The sequence below is a fragment of the Nitrococcus sp. genome, assembly GCF_059432795.1.
Map to the genome: position 1 here is coordinate 1 of NZ_JBXWZQ010000189.1, position 22,951 is coordinate 22,951.

The window sequence follows — 22,951 nt, forward strand, 5'->3', positions numbered from 1 at the left end:
CGGTCGCGCTGCCCGGCTGCAGGCCCGCTGCGGTTTCCAGACCGTCCACCAGATCGGCCACGGCCGCCACCGTGGCGGCGTAGTCGTCCCGCGGGCTCGCCGTGGGAACCCGGGCCAGTTCTTCACCCGCACCGTCAAGCACCCCGGCGGAGATCTTGGTGCCGCCCAGATCGATGCCGATGCGGTGTCTCATGGACCGCAGCGCAGGAGCGGCCAATCGTAGTGCGGCCCCGGATCGGTCTTGCGCCAGGGTGCAATTTCCCGGTGGCCGACGATGGCTTCCGCGGAAAGCAGCGGGTAGCGGGCCAGCAGCGCTTCCAGCACGAGCCGCAGCTTGCGTTACTGAGAGGCGGTGTAAGGCCGCTCATCGGTGCCTTCCAGCTCGATGCCGATGGAAAAATCATTGCAGCCCGGCCGGTGCCGCCACTGCGAGACTCCCGCATGCCAGGCGCGCTCATGGAACGGCACGAATTGCGTCACCGCGCCGCGCCGGCTGATGAACAGATGCGCGGAAACCCGCACGCCGGACAGGCTGGCAAACGTCGGATGGGCATGCAGATCGAGCCGGTCGAGGAACAGGTCGTGCACATGCCGGCCGCCAAACTGTCCCGGCGGCAGAGAAATGCCGTGAATGACCACCAGTTCGACCGCGGCCCGGTGCGGACGCGGATTGCAGTTCGGCGACGGCAGCTTGCGCACCCCGCTGAGCCAGTGATCGTCGGCAACCCGCATGGTCATTCGCCTGTCGTCATTCCGCAACGCAGCGGCCAGTATACGGGGAAGCGCGGGCCGGATGGTTCTCGACGAATCCAACGGCATCCTCGTCAGTGCCGCGAATACATCAGGCTTCTTCCATGGGGTTTTCCGCAGGAGACTTGCGAATTTGCCGGTTGACCCCTTTTCATTGTCATAGGACACTTCGTTGTTGAACTTTTCAACAATTTTCTACGATTGCGCACATGACATACACAGGCCAACGGACACCAATACCATGAGCACGGTCAACTTCAGCGTCCCGGAACAGGTCAAGCAGGCCTTCAACAACACCTTTGAAGGTTGCAACAAGAGCGCCATCATCGCTGATCTGATGATGGAAGCCGTGGAGCGGGCGCAGCGCCGCGAACGCAGCCGGGAGGCCATGGCACGAATCGTCCAACGCCGGGCGTCTGCACCCGCCGTCACGGAGCAACAGGTCAGGGACGCCCGCAGCAAAGGCAGACCATGATTGCCGTTGTCGACGCCAGCGTCGCCATGAAATGGTTCCTGACGGTTTCACCTGAAGAGCCCGACGCGCCAATCGCCCTCGGCATCCTGAACGATGCTGTCCAAGGCTCGCTACGACTGTGGCAACCACCTCACTTCATCGCGGAAGTGGCCAGTGTGCTGGTGCGCCTGAAACCCACCGATGCCCTGCTCGACATTCGGGATCTCCTGGAACTCGACTTCGAACGCATCGAGGACGATGCGGTGTACGCCAACGCCGCAGAACTTGCCATCACGCTCGGTCACCATCTGTTCGACACGCTCTATCATGCGCTGGCCCTCTCGGAGCCGGGCGCAACCCTCGTGACTGCCGATCGGCACTACTATCGGAAGGCGCAGGGCTATGGCGCCATCGTGCTCCTGGAGAACTGGCGCTAGAACCGGCACTCCTTGCTTTCACGGATGTTGCGGTATGCTTCGGCAAAAATCGCAACACCCCGCACGAGGACCAGCAACCATGCCAATGAGCGATGATCTCCAGGACGCGGTCACCGCCAACGTTCGTGCCGCGCTCGCCGAGGACATCGGCAGCGGCGATGTCAGCGCCGCTCTCATCGACCCGGCGGCCCGCGCCCAGGCACGGGTCATTACCCGTCAGGCCGGCATCTTCTGCGGCAAACCCTGGGTGCGGGAAACGGCACGCCAGGTGAGCGGCGACGTGCGCATCGATTTCGGTGTCAGCGACGGCGATGCCATCACGCCGGGTCAAGCGTTGTTCTCACTGGAAGGCCCGGCCCACACGCTGCTCACCGCTGAACGTACCATGCTGAACTTCGTACAGCTTCTCTCCGGCACCGCCACCGCCACACGCCGCTACGTGGATCTGATCGCAGGCACCCGGGCGAGCATTCTCGACACGCGCAAAACCATTCCGGGGCTGCGCGCCGCACAGAAATACGCCGTGCGCTGCGGCGGCGGCAGCAATCACCGCATGGGTCTGTACGATGCCTTCCTCATCAAGGAAAACCACATCGCTGCGGCCGGCAGCATCAAGGCCGCCATCGACAGCGCCCGGACGCAACATCCGAACCTGCCCCTGGAAGTCGAAGTCGAGAACCTGGAACAGTTGCGCGAGGTCGTCAACGGCCGCGCCGACATCGCTATGCTGGACAACTTCAGCCTGGAAGATACCGTGGAAGCCGTTGCCATGGCCAAACGCCACGTGAAGCTCGAAGCCTCCGGCGGCATCGATGCATCCACCATCCGGGCCATCGCCGAAACCGGCGTGAGTTATATTTCAGTAGGTGAGATTACCAAACAGGTACAGCCGCTGGATCTGTCCATGCGGTTCGTCTAGTCAACGGGCAAGACAAGGCTGAAACGTTCATGCAGCTATCCGCCGTGAATCGGCTCGGCGCCTTTCTGATTCATCTGGCCGCCAGCCTGGCGATCTTCGCGGTGCTCGCCGCCGTGGTGGTATACGTCTGGTACCCGGACTTTTTCTTCACCACCGACGGCGGCTGGCAGGGTATCCGTATCATCATTCTGGTGGACGTCGTGGCCGGGCCGTTGCTCACCCTGGTGGTCTACGACCGACGCAAAGCCGAGCTGAAGCGCGACCTGGCGATCATCATCGTCTTCCAGGCAGCCTGCCTGATCGGCGGCACCTGGGTGGTGTATTCCGAGCGGCCGCTGACCCTGGTGTATGTGGACGGGCACTTCTTCAGCATGAGCGCCGACGACTATCGGGAACGGGGGCTGACGGTGCCGGACCTGGCCCATCTACCTGGCCCCTACCCCAAACGGGTGATGGTAGAGATGCCTGAAGACTTCGCCGAGCAATCCGAGATCCGCCGCCAGGCCATTCAGGAGCGGAAACCCCTGCGCTCGCTGGCGGAACGCTATGAGCCGCTCGCCTTCGATAAAATGCGCGTGGAGAAAGAAGCCGTCGATGTGGCAGCGCTGAAGGAACGCGGTATTGCCGCCGAGAAGCTCGACCAATGGCTCGACACCCATGGTGGGGCTCTGGAGGACTACGCGTTCCTGCCTTTCGGTGCCCGCTTCGGCTATGCGTTCCTTGGCGTATCCAAGCCGGATCAGGAGATTGTCGGTCTGCTGGACGTGCCGCGGCTTGACAGAAAACCGGCGGCGGGCGGTCAGCCCGAGTGAGCTGAACAAGCCAGCGCTGCTGCGCGCCCGCATGCTGTCCGCGCTGCCACTGGAGATGTCTGGCAGCGGGATTCAGGATAGTATGATGCGATAAGCCTCCCAGGCATCGGGGGAATGCTGGGATGGAAGGTCCGGATAGAGTCATCGATCTGGTGAGCGCGGTCACTACCCTTCTGCTGGTGGCGGCCGCCGTGTTGGCACTGAGTAAGCGCCTGCGCCTGCCTTTTACGATCCTTCTGGTCGTCGTGGGCATCATCCTGTCCGAGCTCGCTCAGCTGGGTCCGGGGGTGCTTCCCCAGCTGGCGGAATTTCACATTTCGCCGGACGTGATCCTGTTCGTGTTCCTGCCCACCCTGATCTTTGAGTCGTCGCTGCACCTCGATGTTCGGGAACTGCGACGCAACCTGCTGCCGGTGCTGACGCTGGCAATTCCGGGGCTGCTTCTCTCTACGGTAATCATCGGCGGTGCAGTGGCGCTGCTCACGCCGGTGGACTTCGCTGCCGCGCTGGTTCTCGGTGCCATATTGAGCGCGACTGATCCAGTAGCGGTGATCGCGCTGTTCAAGCAGTTGGGTGCACCCAGGCGGCTGACGGTGCTCGTCGAAGGGGAGAGCCTGTTCAACGACGCCACCGCCATCGTGGCCTCCCAGATTCTGCTTGCCATCGCCGTGGCCGGATACATGTCCGTGGAAACCGTCTTCAACGGCCTGGGCGATTTCGTCTTCGTATTTTTCGGTGGTGCACTGACCGGTTGGCTCATGGCCGTGGCGGTGGGGTTCGTGCTGGGCAGGGTGGAAGACGATGCGCTGATCGAGATTTCTCTGACCACGATCCTGGCGTATTTCTCCTTCCTGGTAGCCGAGCACGTGCTCCACGTCAGCGGTGTCATGGCCACCGTTGCCGCCGCGCTGACCATCGGTGGCTGGGGTCATTCGAAGATCTCCCATTCCGTCCGTGAGCATCTGGAGAATTTCTGGGACTATCTGGCATTCGTCGCCAACGCTTTGATCTTTCTGCTGGTGGGGTTGCAGATCGACCTCGGTGCAGTGGCCGAGTCCTGGCAAATGCTGATCTGGGTGATCCTTGCCATGCTGCTGGCTCGGGTAGTCACAGTATTCGGCCTGGTGCCGCTCGTCGGGAGATTGCCGGGATCGGAGGCCATCGACAGGCGCTATCAGACGGTGATGTTCTGGGGCGGTCTGCGTGGTGCCATCGCCCTGGCCATTGCGCTCAGCCTGGGAGAGTTCCGCTACGCGGACACCTTCGTCGTGCTCGTGACCGGGGCAGTGCTGTTCACCCTGATCGTGCCCGGCCTGACCATCGAACAGCTGATCCGTCGCCTTGGGCTGCATACCCCGCCGCTTGCGGATCGCCTGGCGGAAACGGAGGCGCGCCTGGGTGCGCGTCAGAGCGCTCTGGAAGATCTGCCCAGTCTGCAGCGGGACGCCACGTTTTCCTCGCGCACCGCGACCCGTCTGCGCACCCAGTACCAGCTAATGGTGGATGAGGCGGAGGAGCGTTTCGACGAGCAGCGTCGGCGCGAGGTGGACGACGAGCGGGAGTACAACCTGCTCATGCTCAAATGCTTCGCGGTGCAGAAGGCATTCTATCGGGAGAAGCTGGGCGCCGGACACCTGTCTGAGCGGACGTACCGGAACCTCGTTTACGCACTCAACGTGGAAGGCGACAGTCTGCGCTATCGTGGCGAGTTGCCGCGAATTCCACCACGCTCCCGATTCGTACGCTGGTGGCGCAACTCATGGATGCGTCTCGTACAGCGTCTCAGGGTCTTCGATGCCTACGCGGAATCGATACGAAGTCATTCCACGGCGCAGGACTACGAGTACGCCTGGGCCGGCTACCACGGCTGCCTTCGCGTGCTTGCCAGCATGGACAGCCTGTCCCGGCACAGCCGTTCCCGTACCAGGGTCGTCAAGGAAGTCCGGGACGTGTTCAGCCGCTGGTCGCAGGGCGCTCGGCGGCGGCTCGATACCGTGGCCGAGCAGTTTCCCGAGTTCTACCAGGCCAGCCAGCAGCGGCTGGCGGAGCGCATGATGCTGCACAGCCAGCGCGACTTCGTGGTCGAGCAGCGCCGCAGCGGAGCCATCCCCAACTCCGTCGCTGCACGCCTGCTTGCAGAACTGGACCGGGACATCCGTCTGCTGCGCGGCTACGACAAGGCGGAGCTCAAGCTCGATCCCCGCGAACTGCTACGAAAAGTACCGATGTTCAGCAACCTGCCGGCGGAAGAGGTTCCACTGGTGCTCTCCTGTCTGCGGCAGCGCACCATTCCAGCGCGGCAGGATCTGATCCGGGAAGGCGAACGTGACGATTCCCTGTGCCTCATCGCCCGGGGCATCGTGCGAGTGCTGCAGAGACGCGACGGAGAAGAAGTGGAGATCGAACGGCTTACCGTGGGAGATTTTGTCGGCCAGGGCGGGTTTCTGGGCAGCGGCCCTCACCGAGCGACCTGCCGGGCACTGACGCCCTGCGCCGTATACGAGCTCAGGCGACGTGATCTGGACGGTCTGCAGGGAAGCTGCCCCGGCCTGCTGGCGGCTCTCGAGCACATGCTGCGTCGACCTGATCTTCCACGCATTCCGACCTGATCAGTGAGCAGGCTTGTTGCGCAGACACCCGAAACCACGCGCCAAGAATTCGACAAAGCGGTTCCTCCGATGACCGTTTGGTTCTACCATTGCAATGTGATGGGGAGGAGGGTCCCATGAAAGCGTCCGATCTTTTCGTACAGGCGCTGGAAGCCGAAGGCGTAGAGTACGTGTTCGCCATTCCAGGCGAGGAGAACCTCGACCTGCTGGAATCTCTGCGGGAGTCGTCCATTACCCTCGTGCTGAACCGGCACGAGCAGGCAGCAGGGTTCATGGCCGCCACTTATGGGCGTCTGACCGGCAAGGCGGGGGTGTGCATGGCTACCCTCGGACCCGGTGCCACCAACTTCGTTACCGCCGCCGCCTATGCCCAGCTAGGCGCCATGCCCATGGTGATGATCACCGGCCAGAAGCCCGTCAAAGCCAGCAAGCAGGGCCAGTTCCAGATCATAGACGTGGTCGACATGATGCGGCCGATCACCAAGTTCACCCACCAGATCGTCAGCGGCGACAACATTCCCACCCGGGTGCGGGAGGCGTTTCGCCGCGCCGAGGAGGAGCGGCCGGGAGCAACTCATCTCGAGCTGCCGGAAGACATTGCTGACGAACAGACCGACGCGCCGCTCACGCCGGCCAGTCTCGACCGCCGACCCATTGCCGAGGACAAGGCCATTGCCCGGGCAGTGGAGGCCATCGCCGGCTCGCAACATCCTCTGCTGCTGATCGGTGCGGGTGCTAACCGCAAGCTCACCTCGAAGATGCTGCGCCAGTTCGTCGACGAGGTGGGAATCCCGTTCATTACTACGCAGATGGGCAAAGGCGTGGTCGACGAAACCCACGAGCTGTTCATGGGCAATGCGACTCTATCGGATCATGACTTCCTCCACCGGGCCATCGCCAGATCAGACCTGATCGTCAACGTCGGACATGACGCAGTAGAAAAACCCCCGTTCTTCATGCGGGGGGATGCGCTGCAGGTGATTCACATCAACTTCAACTCCGCCAGCGTCGACCCGGTGTACTTTCCGCAGATCGAAGTGGTGGGCGACATCGCCAACAGCATCTGGCGCATCAAGGATTCACTGGTTGCTCAGGGCCATTGGAACTTCGACCACTTCCGCACGGTGCAGGAACGTCTGTCCGCACATATCCTCGAAGGCCAGGACGACGACCATTTTCCGATGCGGCCACAGCGTCTGGTGGCAGACGTGCGAAACGTCGTGCCGGACGACGGCATCATTGCGCTCGATAACGGCGTCTACAAGATATGGTTCGCCCGGAACTACCGGGCTCGACAGCCCAACACCGTGCTGCTCGACAATGCTCTGGCCACCATGGGTGCCGGATTGCCCAGCGCCATGGCGGCGCATCTGGTCTATCCGGACCGGCGCGTGACCGCCATCTGCGGCGATGGTGGATTCATGATGAACTCCCAGGAAATGGAAACCGCGGTGCGGTTGAAGATGGACGTCGTTGTGGTGGTATTGCGCGACGACGCTTACGGAATGATCAAGTGGAAACAGGCGAACATGGGTTTTGCCGAGTGGGGCTTGGACTACGGCAACCCGGATTTCGTCAAATACGCTGAGAGCTACGGCGCTTCCGGCCATCGGGTGAGCGCTGCCGGGGAATTCGCACCGCTCCTCGAGCGCTGTCATCAGGCCGGCGGGGTACATCTGATCGACGTACCAGTCGATTACTCCGGCAACGACCGCATTCTGAATCGCGAGATCAGGGAGCTCAGCGCCAGTCTCTAAACACTACCGCGGAGGGTATTGCGTGTTGAGAGAGACCTACCCCTACTACCTGGCCAACGAGGCGCGGGCGCCGAATACTGATCTCGCCGTGACCGACAAGTACACCGGCGAGGTGGCCGCCCGCGTTGCCATGGCGGACGCAGCTGCCATCGACGAAGCCATCGGGGCTGCGGACCAAGCCCAGAGCGCCATGGCCGACCTGCCGGCATACGAACGCCAGCAGGTGCTCATGCATTGCGTGACACGCTTCGAGGCGCGCCACGAGGAGCTGTCGGTCGCGCTGTGCGTGGAGGCCGGAAAGCCGATCAAGGATGCGCGCGGTGAGGTCACCCGGCTCATCGACACATTCCGGGTAGCGGCCGAGGAGGCCGTGCGGATCAACGGCGAAACGCTGAGTCTCGAGATCTCGCCCCGGGCCCGGGGCTACCGGGGGTTCACCAAACGGGTACCCATCGGACCGTGCTCGTTCATCTCACCATTCAACTTTCCACTGAATCTCGCCGCCCACAAGATTGCACCGGCCATCGCCGCCGGCTGTCCATTCGTTCTCAAGCCCGCCAGCCGCACGCCGCTCGGCGCCATACTGATCGGCGAGATACTTGCGGAGACCAGCCTGCCACGGGGGGCCTTCTCGATCCTGCCCTGCAGCCGGGACGGTGCCGATCTGTTCACCACGGACGAACGCCTGAAGCTGCTCAGCTTCACCGGATCGCCTGCAGTGGGATGGGACCTGAAGGCGCGGGCCGGCAAGAAGCCGGTGGTGCTCGAGCTCGGCGGCAACGCCGCCTGCGTCGTGGATGCCGACGCGGATGCGGACGACGCGGTGGAGCGGATCGTATTCGGGGCCTTCTATCAGTCCGGCCAGAGCTGCATCAGCGTGCAGCGGATTCTGGTGCACGAATCCCTGTTCGATACGGTCAAAGACCGCCTCGTGCGCCAGGTGAGCGCATTGCCCATGGGCAATCCGCGCGACGAAACCACGTTCATCGGTCCCATGATCGATGAGCGGGAAGCGATCCGCCTCGAAGGCTGGATCCACGAAGCGGTGGAAGATGGCGCCAGGGTGCTCTGTGGCGGTCGGCGCGAGGGTGCCATGCTGGAGGCCACGCTGCTCGAGGACGTGCCGCGTGATTGCGCCGTGTACCGCGAGGAGGCATTCGGGCCGGTTGCGGTTCTCGAAGCGTTCTCGGACTTCGACGACGCGTTGCGCCGCGTGAATGACAGCGACTTCGGTCTGCAGGCGGGGATATTCACCCGTGATCTGTACAAGGCGCAGAAGGCCTGGGATATCCTGGAAGTCGGTGGCGTGATCATTGGTGACGTGCCCTCCTGGCGCGTCGACAACATGCCCTATGGTGGCGTCAAGGACAGTGGTCTAGGCCGTGAGGGCGTGCGCTATGCCATCGAGGACTTCACGGAAATCCGGCTGCTGGTGATCCGCAACCCGGCGGCGTAGTGGTTCAGAGGGACATCGCGTAGGTCAGGGAGAAGTGAATCCCGTCGTCCTGCAGGTCGTAATCGCGGGTCTGCAGATTTCTTGGATCGTCCCCCTCGAAGTCGTCGGCGATGGGCTCGCCCCAGTACAGCTCGGCGCGCAGCCCCTGCCCGGCGCTGGCCAGGTAACGCCGGTCGGACGTATCCCGGCTGCGCGACCCCGGGTTGGTGTTCGCCTCGTCCCACGCCGTGCCGTAGTCGACGAAGGCGGCGACCACCAGGTTACGCTAGTGCGGTTCCGGCCGATACCCCCAGACGGGCAACTGCATTTCGACTGACAGCGCTACGCCATTGTCCCGGACGTAGGTGTTCTCGCGGAATCCACGCACCGTATCCACCCCGCCGATGGCGAGCTTCTCCAGTGACATCAGCGGATCGTCGGAGAGTTGAGCGGAAGCCCGGAGCAGCAGTCTGGAGCGGTCGTTCAGGGCTCCCAGAGGGGCGAGCCGCTCACCGAGGGCATTCAGCCGGACCACCGCCGCAGACTGGATTCTCAGGAGCTGGAAATCACCGTCTGCGCCGGTTGGATTGAGCTGCGCTTCCGTACCCGTACCGATAGCGACCTGCGGATGGAGTCGCGAAGCATGCGCATGTTCGGCGGTGGCCCCACCGCCGAGATCGTCCGGCTCGACGAGGGGAAGATCTATCAGCTCGACCTCGAGAAGACGACCTTCGCAGAGATGTCGTTGGCAGAGCAGCTCAGGATCGATATCGCCGACGCGCCGGGCTTCGCTCAGCGATTGGAATACATGTTCGGCGCGTATCAGGGCATCTGGAGCGAGATCACGGCCAAAATGGATGCGTCGGAGGGCTACCCGATGCGTTCCGGCAGCAGCCTTCGACGTGCCGTCGAACTTCCGCCTGGTCGAACGCTGATCCGCACGGCCCGGGCAGACGCTGAGCCTGTCCGGGCCGTGATCTACACCACGCCGTAGGCGATCATCGCGTCCGCCACTTTGACGAAGCCGGCGGTGTTGGCACCCTTCACGTAGTCGACAAAGTCGCTTCCCGGCACCCGGCCGTATTCGACGCAGCGCTCGTGGATGTCGGTCATGATCTGAAGGAGGAGGTTCTGCAGTTCCTCCTCTTTCCACGTGATACGGGCGCTGTTTTGACTCATCTCCAGGCCGGACACGGCGACACCGCCGGCGTTAGCCGCCTTGCTAGGAGCAAACAGGACTTGCGCGTCGGTGAAGTGCTCTATGCCGCGCTGCTCGGTCGGCATGTTGGCTCCCTCCGATACTGCGATGCAGCCGTTTTCGATGAGGCGCAGTGCCTCGGCCTCGCTGATCTCGTTCTGGGTCGCACAGGGGAAGGCCAGTTGTGCGGGCACGCGCCAGGGCCGTTCGCCGCTGTGAAAATCGGCACCGAACTCCTTGGCGTATCCCTCCAGGCTCTGTCGCCGACGCGTTTTCAGATCCAGAACGAATTCCAGCTTGTTGGCATCAATGCCGTCCTTGTCGAAGACGAACCCCGTGGAATCCGACAGGGTGAGCACCTTGCCGCCAAGCTGGTTGATCTTTTCCACGGCGTAGGTTGCCACGTTGCCCGAGCCGGAGAGGAGGCAGGTCTTGCCTTCGATGGTGTTGCCGATGCGCTCCAGCATGGACTGCATCATGTAGACCGTTCCATATCCTGTCGCCTCCGTGCGGATCGGGCTACCGCCATACTCCATGCCCTTGCCCGTGAGGACGCCGGTGTAGCGATTGGTCAGCCGCTTGTACTGACCAAACATGAAGCCGATCTCCCGCGCGCCGACGCCGATATCCCCGGCCGGCACGTCGATGTCGTCGCCGACGTGTCGATGCAGTTCGGTCATGAAAGACTGACAGAAGCGCATCACCTCGTTGTCGGACTTGCCCTTGGGACTAAAGTCGGCGCCGCCCTTGGCGCCGCCCATCGGCAGTCCGGTGAGGCTGTTTTTGAAGGTCTGCTCGAAGGCCAGAAACTTGAGAATGCTCTGGTTTACGCTGGGATGGAAGCGCAGCCCGCCCTTGTATGGGCCGATGGCATTGCTGTTCTGCACCCGATAGCCGCGATTCACGCGGACGTTGCCGTTGTCGTCTTCCCAGCAGACGCGGAAACTCAGCACACGGTCTGGCTCGGCGATGCGCCGTAGAATCTGCTTCTCGTGGTAGATTTCTTTGTCAGCGATGTAGTCGAATACGTTCGACGCTACCTCGTAAACGGCCTGATGAAATTCGGTCTCATGGGGGTTGCGCCGCCTGAGACCATCCATGAACTGCTCAAGATTCACGTGATCGGAAATCGCCATGTCCTCCTCCCAGGTTGGACCGGCGGCCGAACTGCCTTTGGCGGCACATGCCGGCGAAGGGTCTCATTTAGACGCAAATCGTATCGAGCCGCAACCGGGGAGTTTCAGTTCCGCTTTGCCGCCCCGACGACGTGACCGAGTGGGCCCGTCACCACCGCTACACTTCGCTGCGCCAATCGCTGAACCCGGTGGATGAGAGTGCCTGGCCTGCCTCGCTGCGCCCGCCAGCCCAGCACGATGATGCCGGATCAGGCTCGACCGTCCCAATCACGTTCAACCCTGGGCCGGGTCACGCACCCGCGCGGAGAAACGAACATGAACAACACACGCAAAGCCACCCGGAGCGCAAGGACGCGTACAAGAAGGGCTCTTCAGCATTAATGGGGTAGAGCCAAAAAGTTTGCGGGATCAACAGGTTAGCTGGTGCCGGAACGCGGAATCGAACCGCGGACCTACTGATTACGAAATAGCGCTACTTCTCTCCCTGAGCTTTACGCCACCTCACAAATCAGTAGTTCTCACCCGCCGCAAGCACTGCTAAATCGAGCCTGTGTACACCATCGTTATCCCTCGTTACTATCACAGGGTAACGGCGCATAACGGTCCTCGCGCGTTACCCTGCCGTTACCCTCGGACCCCTTGGCACCTGAGAAGCAGCCCATGAGATTCACCGCCGCGGCCGTCGAGAAGCTCAAGCCAGACACCACCCGGCGCGAGGTTCCAGACGACGGTTGCCCGGGGCTCTACCTGCTCATCCAACCATCTGGCAAGAAGTCGTGGGCGGTGCGCGGACGGCTGCACGGTAAGCCGGTGAAGCTCACCATCGGCCGCTACCCCGCCTTCGACCTCAAGCTGGCACGCGAAGAAGCAGGGGCGCTGCTGCGGTCGCTGGAGCGCGACGAGGACCCGCGGCTCGAGCGCGCGGAGCGGAAGCGGCAGGCTGAGCGCGCGGCCGCCACCACGGTCGCCTCCGTCGTGTCGCTGTGGCTCAAGCGAGACCAAGCCGGCAATCGCTCCCACGACGAGGTAAAGCGCCTCATGGAGCGTGAGGTCATACCCAGATGGGGCAAGCGACCCATCGCCAGCGTCACCGTGGAGGACGTGCACGAGCTGCTGGACGCGGTCGCTGATCGTGGCGCCACCACGATGGCCAGGCGCCTGCACGCCCACCTGCACCGCCTGTTCCGATGGTCAGCCGGCCGCCGCTACGTTACCGCGAACCCGCTTGCCGACCTTCCAAAGCCGGGCAGCGAGCGCAGCCGCGACCGCGTGCTCACCAGCGAGGAGCTACAGCGTCTGTGGCAGGCCACCCTCCAACTAGGCTACCCGTTCGGTCCTGCCTACCGCCTGCTGCTGCTCACGGGTGCCCGCAAGAGCGAGGTTGGAGAACTTCGGTGGAGCGAGGTTGCCGACAACCAGATCGAACTCGCCGGTGCTCGTACCAAGACCGACGAGCCGCGTCTCATTCCTCTGTCGCCGCAGGTGGTCAGCGAGCTGGGAAGCCTTCCGCGCGTCAAGGGCAAACCGGGCTGGGTGTTCACAACGAACGGCGACACGCCGGCATCTGGCTGGTCAAAGGCCAAGCGCCGGCTGGACACCCTGGTGAGCAAGCTCGACACCGCTGGCGAGAAGCTCGCCGAGCCCGCGTCGTTTCCACCGTGGCGTCTGCACGACCTGCGCCGCACCGTCGCCACCAACCTGCAGCGCCTGGGCGTTCAGCTGGAGGTCACGGAGGCCGTCCTGGGGCACGTCTCCGGCAGCCGCGCAGGCATCGTCGGCATCTACCAGCGATACGCCTGGGCTGACGAAAAGCGCGCCGCGCTCGATCTCTGGGGCAACTACCTGGAAGAGCTGGCCGCACCTCAGCCCTCCCAGGAGAAAGCCTCATGAGCAACCTGAACTTTAACGAGCTAGAGGACGCCGCCGGGGTGCGCTTCCCTACGCCGGCACGACTGCTGATCAAGCTGGCGGTCAGCCAGTTCTTGGCGTTTCGCGGTGAAAGGCAGCCACCACTCAGCGAAACCGCGTGGGGCAAGGAGCAGCAGGATTTCAACCGCAGTATCAAAAGGTCAGCCACCGCCCTACTCAATGACGTCGATCAGCTCGTTAAAGAAGCTGGTCTTTCTAAGGCAGAATGGCACGATGTCGGCTTGTATCCGTCGGAGCTGCGCCAGTCTCTTGAGTACCTCCTCCGCTACGCGGAGGACAGCAATCGGTTTTTGACAGGCCCGCGCACCGGGCCAGAAATGCGTGTTCGCGTCCGCCCAGCCAGCGAGCGTGGGGGGAAGCCGAAAGGACCACGGACCCTCCTGTTGGAAAAACTCTACTCCCTCTACTGCGCCGCCGGCGGGAAGCAGAAGGGCGCAGCCTACTACCACGAACACCGGGGTAGGTATGTGGGCCCCTTCTTCGAGTTCGCCAGCTGCCTGCTCAGCCAGCTAGACCTGCCTCAGGATGAGCTGCTTGGCCTTGACGAGGCCTGCAAGCGCGTCGCCCGCGCTGCTCGCTCGTAGGTCATAACCTACCGCACAAGGGCGAAGGTTCTGCCCTTATCCAGCTTCGTGCGCCCTGCGTATAACCCTCCGTGCACATTCGTTAGCACGAGGGAGAAGAACGATGCGGCAGCAACAGAGCGCTCGCGCGAGCAATGCGACGCTGATCCCCAACCGCGTCCTGCGGCAGATGCTTGGTGGCGTTTCCCACATGTGGGTCTACCGACGCGAACGCGAAGACCCTGACTTCCCAAAGCCTATCCGTTTCGGCGGACCAAATGGACACAAGCACTACGTGTTGTCCGAGGTGGAAGCGTACATCGAGCAGCGCCGTGCCGCGCGGGGGTAAACCGAAGGCGCTTTAACAATCCAAAGAACGCGCCGCGCCGGCGGCACGTAGTGAGCCGGTCTAACGGAAACCGGCTCGCTTCATCACGCAAGGAAAGGAGAACGACATGACAGTGACCGACCTAGAAATTGAACTGGAGACCGAGCTAGAAGCCCTGCGCACGAAGATCGTTGCGCTGGTGATCGCCCGCGAGGTTGGTGTTCGCCCTGGTGCGGTGATGCACATGCTGACGCGAGGCCCCTCTGGCATGTGCGACTGGAACGACACGCCTGAAGAGATCTTCACACGCCTGGCCAGGTGGTTTCCCGCTTCGGCTGTCCACAAGGCGGTGCGAGAAGCTACTGACGCCGAACTTCGAATGGTAGCGGAGGACTAGGCGGAAAAGAGTGGGAGCGCACCGCTGGAGGACGGTGCGCTCCCTAACCCAACTTCAAGCAAGGAAAGAGAACTGCGTCGTGAAACGCCAGCCGATCGTAGACCGTCCTCCGCCGCGCCGACCAGCGGCCACCACGGAGCCAGCGTGATGGCTGGCGTCGTTGACCTGCGCCGCTTCCGCGCCGGCCGCGGTGAACCACCCGCACCCCTGGACCAGGAGCGCCACCTTGTTACCCAGCTTCGAGCTATGGAGAGCAGTCATGACAAGTAAGCAGACACCCCGCGCAGCGGCAACGAAGAGTCACCTTCGGCTGGTGAAAGACCGCAGCCGTCGATTCATCGACTACTACCAAGACGCTGGCTCAAACCTCCACCAGTGGGCCAAGGACTACCTTAAGGAGCGCGGTATCACGCAGCGGGCGGCTGACACCGCCAGAATTCGCTCAACTGAGGACGGGCCCTACGGCAGGGCTATCCTGACGCCGTACCTGAAGCTGGACGGTGAGATCGCAGAGATTGGCGGTCGGTACCGCAACCTGGACGTTAAGAAGCCGAAGTTCTGTCAGGACAGCAGCACGCGGCCGTGCCTGTATCTGCCGCCGGTGCCAGAGCTTGTTAACTGGAAAGCCATCGCCAGGAATTCAGCCGAGGCTATCGCCATCACGGAGGGCGAGTTCAAAGCACTGGCGGCGACGCTGGCCGGCGCGCCCACCCTCGGGCTCGGTGGCGTGGACGGCTACCGTTACCGTGTTATGCGCGGCAACCAGGAAAAGAGCGAGACGCTGCCGGACTTCGATGACTTCGTGTGGCCAGGCCGCGAGGTTGTCTTGATCCCTGACGCCGACGCTGGCGGCAAGCACATGGTCGGCAGGGCGACCATCGCCCTCGCCCTGCAGTTCGAGCGCTGGGGAGCCAGCGCCCGTATCGCTCAACTGCCAGGCTCTGGCAGCCAGGGCGTGGACGACCTCATCGCGGCCGAGGGAAAGGCTGCGTTCAAGGACCTGTTAGCTGCGGCGAAGCCGGTAGATCACAGGGATTTCCATCGCTGGGGTATGCCCAAGGAGCGGTACGCCTACACCGACAACGCCGTGGCCGAGCGCGTCGCCCTCGAACGCGGCGACACGCTGCGCTTCGTTCACGGGCCTGAGGTCTGGCGGCGGCGCGAGGCGGACCAGTGGCGCGACGACGCCGACCGACAGCGCGCCGAGGCTGTCGTCGAGGTCGCCCACGTGCTTCAGCACGAGGTCCACCAGCTCAACGAGGGCAATCGGCGCGCCGCTGCCATGCGTGAGGCCTGCAACCTTGAGCAGCAGCCGCGGGTCGAGCGCGTTCTCAAGGCCACGCAGTCCAAGTCGCCTATCAGCACCCTGCCTGGGGACTGGGACGCCGACCCTGACCTGCTGGGCGTGCCGAACGGCATCGTCGACCTGCGCACCGGCGAGCTGCGCCCACCGGACCCTGCCTGTCTGATCAGCCGGTACGCCACCGTGCCCTACGACCCCGGTGCCCCCGCGCCGAAGCGCTTTGAGAAGTTCATCGACGACATCATGGACGGCGACCGGGACGCCGTGCGGTTCCTGCAACTGGTGCTCGGGTACGCCGCAACCGGCCACACCGGCGAGCAGGTGCTGATCGTGCTCCATGGCGCGGGTGCCAACGGCAAGTCCACGCTGATCAACCTGCTCGAGCAGGTGCTCGGCAACTACGTGGCCATCCTCCCCGCCTCCAGCCTGCTGGCGCGTGGCCGCCATGAAACTGGCAATGCACCCAGGTCAGACCTGGCAAGCCTGCCTGGAAAGCGGCTGGTGTTCGCCTCTGAGGCCAACGTCGGCCAGCCACTCGACGAGGCGCTGGTCAAGCAGATCACCGGCGGCGACACGATCTCCACCCGCGACCTGCACAGCAAACAGTTCGAGTTCAAGCCCGCCTTCACGCCCTTCCTGGTGTGCAACCACCTGCCCCGGTTTCACGGCGGCGACTTCGCCATGCAACGGCGGCTGCGCGTGCTGCCGTTCCGCCGCCGGTTCAAGACCCAGCGCCGGTTCGCTGAGCGCTTCACGCCCGAGCTGCCCGGCATCCTGCGCTGGCTCGTGGCGGGCGCGATGGCGTGGTACCAGGAGGGTCTGCCTGCATCGGACGTCGTGGATGAGGCCAGCCAGTCGTACGTCTTCGACAATGACCCCATCCAGCAGTTCGTTGACGACTGCTGCGAGCGCGGCAAGTTCTGGGAGCCCCGCGCCAACCTCGAGGTGGCGTACTTCAAATGGGCTGGGGAAAACCGGCGCGACATGATCGCGACCAGGACCTTCTACGAGATGCTGCGCGAGCGTGGCTTCATGGACGCCAAACGAGGCGGCCAACGTGGCTTCAGGGGCCTGAAGCTCCTGCCGTGGTGCCAGCCGCCGCGGAGGGGCGCGTGACAGGCACCAAACAAACAGCGTGCCAACGCGCCGCAAAGCGCCGGCAGACGTGGCCTGCGAGCCTAAGGGGGCAGGTAGAGGGCACCCTTGCCGAAAGTTTTATATGTGCTCGCATAGGGAAAGTTTCGGCAACCATGCCCTCTACCTGCCCCCCCTTTTCCCGCAAACCGCGGCCGGCCGCGGCTTTCAGGCCGCCGCCTGTCGTGCCCCCTGCCGCGGCTCTCAGCCGGTCTGCCAGGCCACGCCGGGCCACGCCGCGGCTGTCGGTCGCCTGCCGGGCCTCCTGTGCGGTCCTCTGTGGGACGTTCGGCGTCCTTGCGGTCGCAAGTACCACCTGCAGGGCGCTGCGTCCCCTGCGGCCACAGGCGACGCCGCCCGCGATGGCGGCGAGGGGTGCAGCGGGTGGTGTATCGCTCGACCTCCCCCGCCCGCCGGCAGGTGGTGGCCACCAGCAGGCAGCCTCAACCACGTTGCGCGATCCGCCGGCTCGCAGCGTGCTACTGACCGACGGCTCCAACCAGTATGGCCCCAGCCCTGGGATAGGGTGGGTAAAAACTCTGGAGCTGATCGGAAAAGGACCGGCGCAGCTTGTTGCATTTACATTCCCCAGGAATAAAGAGGACGTTGAAAGTGAGTGAAACAGACGACACCCAAGAAATCAGTCAAGCCATGGCCGACGTGCTGGCCAGCTTCTCCGCTGCCACGCACCGCGTCGCCGCCGCGGCGATCGCGCAGCTACCAGAGGACCCTCGCCGCAAAGCCATAAGCTGGGAGATTGACGCGGGCCGCTGCGATCTGACCGTGCAGGTCAGCGTGCCGACCGGCCAGGTGGACGTGATGGCCAACAAGAAGAGCTGGCTGACCCCCATGCTGCTCTCCAAACACATGGAGCTGACGCCGAAACTCCATGTGGCCTTGGCCAAACTCGGCGACGGTGCTTTCCAGCTCGTTGACCTGGCGCTGGATCAGCTGCTCGCGGTCCACCGGGAACAGCTCGAGTCGCTGGTGATCAGCGGCCGGGCTGGCCTCGCCGTGCAGCGGGACGTGCTAGGCGGTGAGGTGCGTGTGCTGGTGGATGGCGACCTGTGGGACGGCCCGCAGGTCCTCTTCTACACCCGCTGGCTCGAGCAGGGCGCCGCGTAGCGCCCTCAGATTTACGAACGCCGCCCCTCGCTCTAGGTTGTGCGTGTTCTCGTCACCAGCGGCCCGCCAGAGTGATTCTGGCCCGCTGGTGAGCCTTCGGCAGGACAGCGCGATGCTGTTGGCGGAAGCACGAGTCAGGGCAGACCGGGCCAGCGGTGGCCGCCCACCTGCGCGATGCTGGTGGCGCGAGGAACCGCGGCGGGGACGCCCAGGCGAGGTGCTGTCCGCTGTTTGGCTGCCAGCACCTCAAGGAATCAGTCACGAGCGCGCCCACGCAGACGGCGGCGCTCGCAGTTGAGGTGTGAAATCATGGACCCCGAAACTAAAGACACCGAGCTTGCCAAGGTCATCGCCGACATGGGCGACGACTTCCAGGCCTTTAAGCGCAAGTACGACGACGCCCTCGCTGCCGAGGTTGAAAACCGTGAGGAGGTGGAGCGCAAGCTGAACCGCCTGCGGAACGGCGGCAGCGTTCCCTCAGCCGGCGACGACGTGCCGGCCCCTGAGATGTGGCTCGACGTGAAGAGCCGCCAGCCCATCCCCGTGCTGACGCACCGGCACCGGCTGGCGGACTACCCCCTCGGTGAAAAGCCCGACCTGAAGGAGCTGCCCAGCGTGGGCCGCATGTTGCGCGGCCTCGTGCTGGGTGGCCGTGCCGACGACCACGAGAAACTGGCGGACGAACGCAAGGCGCTGGCCATCGTGCCGGACTCGAGCGGCGGCTACACCGTCCCCTGGGCGCTGTCGTCGACGTGGATCGACCTGCTTCGTGCCCGCATGGTGCTCAGCCAGGCGGGCGCGCGCACCGTCCCCATGTCTACCCGCGACGTTCAGATCGCCCGGGTGGTGACTGACCCCGCCGTGAGCTGGCACGGGGAAAACAGCGACATCACGCCGACCGAGCCCACCTTCGGCGCGCAGACGCTGAGCGCCAAGACCGTGGTGGCGGTGGTGAAGTTCAGCCTGGAGCTGAGCCAGGACTCGGTGAACATCGAGCAGATTCTCCAGAGCACCCTCACCAACGCGCTGGCGAACGCCATCGACTCGGCAGGCCTGGTGGGCGTGGACGAGGACGCTGCCGCCGCCCCCACGGGCGTGTTCAACATGACCGGCCGCAACACGGTGACCGGCGTGGGCGCGCCCTCCAACTGGGACTTCCTCATCGACGGCATGGGTGAGCTGCTGGTGGATAACGTGCCGATGAGCGACGTGGGGGCTTTCATCGCGCACCCTGAGGTGTGGAAGACGATGGCGAAGCTGAAGACCGGCCTCACCAGCGACGAGACCAGCCTGGTGCCGCCCCGCGAGGTGGCCGAGCTGCCGAAGCTGTGGACCACGGCCGCGCCGCTGGACGGCAGCACCGCGAAGGGGGTCATCGCCAACTGGCGCGACCTGCTGTTCGGCGTGCGGCAGGAGATCCAGGTGCGGGTGCTCAGCGAGCGCTACATGGCGGACAACCTGCAGCTCGCCATGGTGGCGTGGGCTCGGGTGGCGTTCGTTCAGGCTCGCGAGGAGAGCTTCTGCACGCTGGAGGGGATCACCACCTCGTAGCGGTAGGTTCGCTGCCCGCCGGTTGGCGGGCCTGGGGATTACTCGTGAGTGCCCCAGTTCCAAAATCAACCGCGAGAGTCCGCGGCAGCCGTTCGCAGCGTCCCTGGAAAGCCCTGCGATCGGCTGCGCGGCGGGCGCAATCGTCATCTTAGATCAAACCATGGACTTCACTGCTTAGCTCGCATTTCTGGTGAGAACATAGCTCGCCTCCTCCAGCCGCGTCAGCAAAAGAGTCACAAAAAGCAAATGCCGTATGCACGTTTCCTGATCGTCTTCGATTTCGTACTCATGTCCGCGCGGATTTCTGATCGCGATCATTCCGCCAGCGTACAGGAAGCGATAGCCACGTTGTTCGTCGATCTCCGAGTCCTCAACTAGATCACTCAAGGCAAGCTTCGGTTCTTTCTCGCTAAACGCTTCCATCATTAACTTCTCGCCGCTCTTCCTAATTCCAGCGAGCTTGGCCACTTCCTTATCAAGGTACTTAAAGGCTGCAAACGTTGCTTCTGCGAAGTGTCCATCATCGAACAGCTTTTTGACCCTCCTCGGGAGGGCCTCGTGGACACCAAACCATTCGAAAGGATGAAGGTCGCCCCGCCGGTCAGTTTCGTCTGAAAACTCGTGAGCACGTCTTGCAACTTCTTGAAACCTGGCGAATCGGTCAGCCATTCAAAAGGTTCTCTCGGATGCTCTTAAAGATGCGGTCGTAGGTGGCTTGATCGCCACCAGCAGGCAGGTTCACTTCAATCCGAACTGTCAGCCCCACCGTTTCGCCGCCATCATCTGACCCAAGATTGCCTTGTGATCTCGCTTTCGCGCTCTTAGGTGGAGCTATATCAGGTGCCTTCTTCTTGGCGGGTGCTTTTTTCGCAAACGGGCTGCTACCTGTTGACCTCTTCGCGGTCGCTCGCGGCGTCGGGACTTCACCATGTCCCGAAAGCGCTGAAAGAGCTTCGAAACACGTTGCCTGTCGCTTTCCCGTGAGCGCGCTAGTTTGGTCGTGGTTCCGAAAAAAGCTGATCAGAGCCGGCGTGTCCAGATCCCAGGCGTTCTCCCCATGCAGGTCAAACAGTGCCGCGTAGGACGCTTTTACCTGCTTGGCCAAACTCCGTTGAAAAGCAGCATCATCATGCGTCGAAAATATCTTTGAAGCTGCCTGCGTTTTCTTTCCATCGTCATCGATCAAACCTAGAAAACGAAGCGCGTGTAGCAGCACGCTTTCATTGTTGGAACCGATGCCAAGCTTTTGAAGCGTAGATGCGTCTACAGACGTTGGATAAGACTGGCGCAGCTGAGTTATCAGCCGTACGAGAATTCCCTTGCTAGGCACATAAGGGTGCTTGGATTCGGCCATCGTGCATGATCTCCCTGGATCAGCTCGAAGCCTATGCGACGCCAAATGCGATTGGAAGAGGAAAAGTATGCCCCTTTTCTCAAAAAAGGGGGGCGTCGCCTCAATAAGAGGCGCCCACCCCTAAGTCTGGTCGTCAACAAATCAAAGCACCACCCCGTGCCTGGTCTTCAGCTCCCAGCGCTGCCAGCTCACCGACTTGCGGTTGTACGCCGACTCAGGAAACCGCTTGGCGATCTCCGCCAGGATGGTCGCCGTGTCGGCGCCGTCCACCAGCAGCTTGCGGGTGAGCTGTCCGACGGTGCGCGCCTCCTTCGCCGTGGTGGGAATGGGGTTCGTGCCGGCCGTCAGACCACGTTTCACCGCCTGCTGCTTCTTGGGTGCAGCTTTGGCCTTGCCCTTCGCTGCCGGTGCCTTAGCTTTGGTCTTCGTCGTCATCGTGGTTCTCCCACTCGTTTGAGGTGGTTGAACCATAGGGCGGCGGGCTGGATTCGGTGACCCCTAACAGGAGCGTTCTGTCGGGTGTTGTTACCCTGGGAGTTACCCCGCGGCAAAAAACCGAGTCGCGGCATCTGGGAAGAAGGGTCGTAAGTGGTTGTTTTTATTGGTGCCGGAACGCGGAATCGAACCGCGGACCTACTGATTACGAATCAGTCGCTCTACCGACTGAGCTATTCCGGCAAGTGACGCTGACAGTAAACAAAGAATACCGGGATTCTCACTTACTGCAAAACAATCAATAGATGTCGGGCCTCATGGACAACGAACCTTTTCGGGAAGCTGAATACACACTTCTACACCGGTTTCATCAATTGCAGTAACCTGGTAGCTATCGCCAGCATCGGCGATACTGTACTCAATTTCCCCATCGTCTCTCGGGACCCAGCCAATACCTGCTTCGATGGCTGCAGCATCAGCAGCTGGAGCAAAATACCCTCCATTGCGCAGACGGAAATCCTCTTGAAACACCTCCATTGTCGAGATGTTGCTAACGAGAACCCCTTCACGAGAGGTTTGAACGTACCCGCCATACAGAGGAATAGCGATTGCTGATAGCACCGCGAGAATCGCTACCACAATCATCAATTCGATCAGCGTAAAGCCTCTGTGACTCATCGCCCGATTCTCCATTTGTCAAGACTCATTGTTTTCAGGTCTCCTTCCAAACGCTTTCGAGAGACTTGGGACCGCCTAAAAGAAAAAGGGGACCCGCAGGCCCCCTCCAAAGCTGGTTCTATCTGAACAGCCCTGCTATCAAATCTCGTCCCAACGAATCGTGGTGATGACTTCATCCAGGTCAAGATAAGCCGGTCGGGTCACGGTAACAATGTAAGCGGCTCCAATCGCGGCACCCGCTTGCGCCACCCCTACCCGACCGAGGTCTGCCTCAGGCGTGTTAGCAAAAGCATTTCCGCCACCAGGAGCCAATGCGTTCCCCGCGTCAGCGGCCGCTCCACCATTGAGCGCTTCTAGCAATTCGTCTTCTGCAACTTGATCAAACGCCTCGCCAGCCGTCAACGTCCCCATAGAAATTCCAGCTTGCACGCGACGAAGCTCGTTTTCAACGAATCTTACAGCCTCGTCGGCATGGGTCGTCACCTTCGCCATATTGGCGTTACGGATGTAGTCCTGATAAGCGGGCAGCGCTACAGCGGCGAGAATACCGATGATGGCCACCACGATCATCAATTCGATCAGGGTAAAACCCTTCTGAATAGCCTTGTTCATTACAGTCACTCCGAAAATTCAAGGTTTCAACATGT

At 62.6% G+C, this 22,951-nt stretch carries 23 protein-coding genes, 1 tRNA gene and 2 pseudogenes; 15 read left to right on the forward strand and 11 right to left on the reverse strand.

Translation table 11 applies throughout. The features are described from left to right. A partial coding sequence (locus tag AC52Q4_RS12990; RefSeq protein WP_495537222.1) for an ROK family protein occupies positions 1 to 193 on the reverse strand: 193 nt, incomplete at its 3' end. Then, a pseudogene (gene ampD / locus AC52Q4_RS12995) lies at positions 190 to 738 on the reverse strand (1,6-anhydro-N-acetylmuramyl-L-alanine amidase AmpD). The pseudogene ampD and the gene AC52Q4_RS12990, both read right to left, overlap by 4 nt. Before the next feature lie 253 nt (positions 739 to 991). Here ampD and AC52Q4_RS13000 point away from each other — a divergent pair. The 7 genes from AC52Q4_RS13000 to AC52Q4_RS13030 all read left to right on the forward strand — a co-directional run bounded on the left by AC52Q4_RS13000 (position 992) and on the right by AC52Q4_RS13030 (position 9,194). Then, positions 992 to 1,225 (forward strand): hypothetical protein, encoded by a 234-nt coding sequence (locus AC52Q4_RS13000; RefSeq protein WP_495537223.1) that lies wholly within the window; start codon positions 992 to 994, stop codon positions 1,223 to 1,225. Further along, positions 1,222 to 1,641, forward strand: a complete 420-nt coding sequence (locus tag AC52Q4_RS13005) for a type II toxin-antitoxin system VapC family toxin (protein ID WP_495537224.1) — start codon at positions 1,222 to 1,224, stop codon at positions 1,639 to 1,641. The genes AC52Q4_RS13000 and AC52Q4_RS13005 overlap by 4 nt, the downstream gene beginning before the upstream one ends. An 85-nt stretch (positions 1,642 to 1,726) precedes the next feature. Next, a complete protein-coding gene (gene nadC / locus AC52Q4_RS13010) occupies positions 1,727 to 2,560 on the forward strand; it encodes a carboxylating nicotinate-nucleotide diphosphorylase (protein WP_495537225.1) in 834 nt (277 codons plus the stop codon). Between the two features lie 44 nt (positions 2,561 to 2,604). Beyond that, complete coding sequence (locus AC52Q4_RS13015) at positions 2,605 to 3,372, forward strand: hypothetical protein (RefSeq protein ID WP_495537226.1); 768 nt, start codon at positions 2,605 to 2,607, stop codon at positions 3,370 to 3,372. 122 nt (positions 3,373 to 3,494) lie between these two features. Continuing rightward, the gene (locus AC52Q4_RS13020) at positions 3,495 to 5,981 is read left to right on the forward strand and encodes a cation:proton antiporter (protein ID WP_495537227.1); all 2,487 of its coding nucleotides are present in this window, start codon (positions 3,495 to 3,497) and stop codon (positions 5,979 to 5,981) included. Between the two features lie 116 nt (positions 5,982 to 6,097). Further along, positions 6,098 to 7,738, forward strand: coding sequence for an acetolactate synthase large subunit (locus AC52Q4_RS13025; protein ID WP_495537228.1), 1,641 nt, complete (start codon positions 6,098 to 6,100; stop codon positions 7,736 to 7,738). A gap of 22 nt (positions 7,739 to 7,760) precedes the next feature. Further along, positions 7,761 to 9,194 carry an aldehyde dehydrogenase family protein gene (locus AC52Q4_RS13030; protein WP_495537229.1) on the forward strand — a complete coding sequence of 478 codons (1,434 nt, stop codon included), beginning with the start codon at positions 7,761 to 7,763 and terminating at the stop codon, positions 9,192 to 9,194. A gap of 4 nt (positions 9,195 to 9,198) precedes the next feature. Here the strand turns inward: AC52Q4_RS13030 and AC52Q4_RS13035 are convergent, their stop codons facing one another. Further along, complete coding sequence (locus AC52Q4_RS13035) at positions 9,199 to 9,450, reverse strand: hypothetical protein (protein WP_495537230.1); 252 nt, start codon at positions 9,448 to 9,450, stop codon at positions 9,199 to 9,201. A 9-nt stretch (positions 9,451 to 9,459) separates the two neighbouring features. Continuing rightward, positions 9,460 to 9,708 (reverse strand): ShlB/FhaC/HecB family hemolysin secretion/activation protein, encoded by a 249-nt coding sequence (locus AC52Q4_RS13040; protein ID WP_495537231.1) that lies wholly within the window; start codon positions 9,706 to 9,708, stop codon positions 9,460 to 9,462. A gap of 108 nt (positions 9,709 to 9,816) precedes the next feature. On the opposite strand from AC52Q4_RS13040, the gene AC52Q4_RS13045 reads away from it, so the two are divergent. Further along, positions 9,817 to 10,167, forward strand: coding sequence for a hypothetical protein (locus tag AC52Q4_RS13045; protein ID WP_495537232.1), 351 nt, complete (start codon positions 9,817 to 9,819; stop codon positions 10,165 to 10,167). Here AC52Q4_RS13045 and gdhA read toward each other — a convergent pair. Then, entirely contained in the window at positions 10,152 to 11,507 is a 1,356-nt protein-coding gene (gdhA, locus tag AC52Q4_RS13050; RefSeq protein WP_495537233.1) for an NADP-specific glutamate dehydrogenase, read from the reverse strand. The genes AC52Q4_RS13045 and gdhA overlap by 16 nt on opposite strands. Before the next feature lie 660 nt (positions 11,508 to 12,167). Here gdhA and AC52Q4_RS13055 point away from each other — a divergent pair. From AC52Q4_RS13055 to AC52Q4_RS13085, 7 genes are all read left to right on the forward strand, one after another. Next, the gene (locus AC52Q4_RS13055) at positions 12,168 to 13,397 is read left to right on the forward strand and encodes a tyrosine-type recombinase/integrase (protein WP_495537234.1); all 1,230 of its coding nucleotides are present in this window, start codon (positions 12,168 to 12,170) and stop codon (positions 13,395 to 13,397) included. After that, complete coding sequence (locus AC52Q4_RS13060; protein ID WP_495537235.1) at positions 13,394 to 14,020, forward strand: hypothetical protein; 627 nt, start codon at positions 13,394 to 13,396, stop codon at positions 14,018 to 14,020. The genes AC52Q4_RS13055 and AC52Q4_RS13060 overlap by 4 nt, the downstream gene beginning before the upstream one ends. Before the next feature lie 103 nt (positions 14,021 to 14,123). Continuing rightward, the gene (locus AC52Q4_RS13065; RefSeq protein WP_495537236.1) at positions 14,124 to 14,348 is read left to right on the forward strand and encodes a helix-turn-helix transcriptional regulator; all 225 of its coding nucleotides are present in this window, start codon (positions 14,124 to 14,126) and stop codon (positions 14,346 to 14,348) included. A gap of 106 nt (positions 14,349 to 14,454) precedes the next feature. Beyond that, a complete protein-coding gene (locus AC52Q4_RS13070; RefSeq protein ID WP_495537237.1) occupies positions 14,455 to 14,724 on the forward strand; it encodes a hypothetical protein in 270 nt (89 codons plus the stop codon). Between the two features lie 259 nt (positions 14,725 to 14,983). Next, the gene (locus AC52Q4_RS13075) at positions 14,984 to 17,143 is read left to right on the forward strand and encodes a phage/plasmid primase, P4 family (protein ID WP_495537238.1); all 2,160 of its coding nucleotides are present in this window, start codon (positions 14,984 to 14,986) and stop codon (positions 17,141 to 17,143) included. 630 nt (positions 17,144 to 17,773) lie between these two features. Continuing rightward, the gene (locus AC52Q4_RS13080; protein ID WP_495537239.1) at positions 17,774 to 18,286 is read left to right on the forward strand and encodes a hypothetical protein; all 513 of its coding nucleotides are present in this window, start codon (positions 17,774 to 17,776) and stop codon (positions 18,284 to 18,286) included. A gap of 309 nt (positions 18,287 to 18,595) precedes the next feature. After that, entirely contained in the window at positions 18,596 to 19,837 is a 1,242-nt protein-coding gene (locus tag AC52Q4_RS13085; protein ID WP_495537240.1) for a phage major capsid protein, read from the forward strand. 174 nt (positions 19,838 to 20,011) lie between these two features. Here AC52Q4_RS13085 and AC52Q4_RS13090 read toward each other — a convergent pair whose 3' ends face one another. The 6 genes and pseudogenes from AC52Q4_RS13090 to AC52Q4_RS13115 all read right to left on the reverse strand — a co-directional run. Continuing rightward, positions 20,012 to 20,506: a TIGR02391 family protein gene (locus tag AC52Q4_RS13090; RefSeq protein WP_495537241.1), complete on the reverse strand. Its 495-nt coding sequence runs from the start codon at positions 20,504 to 20,506 to the stop codon at positions 20,012 to 20,014. Beyond that, positions 20,499 to 21,191 carry a DUF5343 domain-containing protein gene (locus AC52Q4_RS13095; protein WP_495537242.1) on the reverse strand — a complete coding sequence of 231 codons (693 nt, stop codon included), beginning with the start codon at positions 21,189 to 21,191 and terminating at the stop codon, positions 20,499 to 20,501. The genes AC52Q4_RS13090 and AC52Q4_RS13095 overlap by 8 nt, the downstream gene beginning before the upstream one ends. Before the next feature lie 141 nt (positions 21,192 to 21,332). Beyond that, complete coding sequence (locus tag AC52Q4_RS13100) at positions 21,333 to 21,626, reverse strand: hypothetical protein (protein WP_495537243.1); 294 nt, start codon at positions 21,624 to 21,626, stop codon at positions 21,333 to 21,335. Positions 21,627 to 21,793: 167 nt separating this feature from the next. Beyond that, positions 21,794 to 21,869 (reverse strand) — tRNA-Thr (locus AC52Q4_RS13105). Between the two features lie 72 nt (positions 21,870 to 21,941). Beyond that, positions 21,942 to 22,319: a type IV pilin protein gene (locus AC52Q4_RS13110; RefSeq protein ID WP_495537244.1), complete on the reverse strand. Its 378-nt coding sequence runs from the start codon at positions 22,317 to 22,319 to the stop codon at positions 21,942 to 21,944. A 485-nt stretch (positions 22,320 to 22,804) separates the two neighbouring features. After that, positions 22,805 to 22,916: pseudogene (locus AC52Q4_RS13115) on the reverse strand (pilin); the annotation flags it as partial. Positions 22,917 to 22,951 lie beyond the last annotated feature (35 nt).

What these genes read in the sequence shown, in the direction of transcription:
- AC52Q4_RS13100 (WP_495537243.1), bottom strand. Translation starts at nt 21,626, where the DNA reads ATGACGACGAAGACCAAAGCTAAGGCACCGGCAGCGAAGGGCAAGGCC.
- AC52Q4_RS13065 (WP_495537236.1), top strand. Translation starts at nt 14,124, where the DNA reads ATGCGGCAGCAACAGAGCGCTCGCGCGAGCAATGCGACGCTGATCCCC.
- AC52Q4_RS13025 (WP_495537228.1), top strand. Translation starts at nt 6,098, where the DNA reads ATGAAAGCGTCCGATCTTTTCGTACAGGCGCTGGAAGCCGAAGGCGTA.
- AC52Q4_RS13060 (WP_495537235.1), top strand. Translation starts at nt 13,394, where the DNA reads ATGAGCAACCTGAACTTTAACGAGCTAGAGGACGCCGCCGGGGTGCGC.
- AC52Q4_RS13090 (WP_495537241.1), bottom strand. Translation starts at nt 20,506, where the DNA reads ATGGCTGACCGATTCGCCAGGTTTCAAGAAGTTGCAAGACGTGCTCAC.
- nadC (WP_495537225.1), top strand. Translation starts at nt 1,727, where the DNA reads ATGAGCGATGATCTCCAGGACGCGGTCACCGCCAACGTTCGTGCCGCG.
- AC52Q4_RS13055 (WP_495537234.1), top strand. Translation starts at nt 12,168, where the DNA reads ATGAGATTCACCGCCGCGGCCGTCGAGAAGCTCAAGCCAGACACCACC.
- AC52Q4_RS13095 (WP_495537242.1), bottom strand. Translation starts at nt 21,191, where the DNA reads ATGGCCGAATCCAAGCACCCTTATGTGCCTAGCAAGGGAATTCTCGTA.
- AC52Q4_RS13110 (WP_495537244.1), bottom strand. Translation starts at nt 22,319, where the DNA reads ATGGAGAATCGGGCGATGAGTCACAGAGGCTTTACGCTGATCGAATTG.
- AC52Q4_RS13000 (WP_495537223.1), top strand. Translation starts at nt 992, where the DNA reads ATGAGCACGGTCAACTTCAGCGTCCCGGAACAGGTCAAGCAGGCCTTC.
- gdhA (WP_495537233.1), bottom strand. Translation starts at nt 11,507, where the DNA reads ATGGCGATTTCCGATCACGTGAATCTTGAGCAGTTCATGGATGGTCTC.
- AC52Q4_RS13005 (WP_495537224.1), top strand. Translation starts at nt 1,222, where the DNA reads ATGATTGCCGTTGTCGACGCCAGCGTCGCCATGAAATGGTTCCTGACG.
- AC52Q4_RS13020 (WP_495537227.1), top strand. Translation starts at nt 3,495, where the DNA reads ATGGAAGGTCCGGATAGAGTCATCGATCTGGTGAGCGCGGTCACTACC.
- AC52Q4_RS13070 (WP_495537237.1), top strand. Translation starts at nt 14,455, where the DNA reads ATGACAGTGACCGACCTAGAAATTGAACTGGAGACCGAGCTAGAAGCC.
- AC52Q4_RS13085 (WP_495537240.1), top strand. Translation starts at nt 18,596, where the DNA reads ATGGACCCCGAAACTAAAGACACCGAGCTTGCCAAGGTCATCGCCGAC.
- AC52Q4_RS13045 (WP_495537232.1), top strand. Translation starts at nt 9,817, where the DNA reads ATGCGCATGTTCGGCGGTGGCCCCACCGCCGAGATCGTCCGGCTCGAC.
- AC52Q4_RS13075 (WP_495537238.1), top strand. Translation starts at nt 14,984, where the DNA reads ATGACAAGTAAGCAGACACCCCGCGCAGCGGCAACGAAGAGTCACCTT.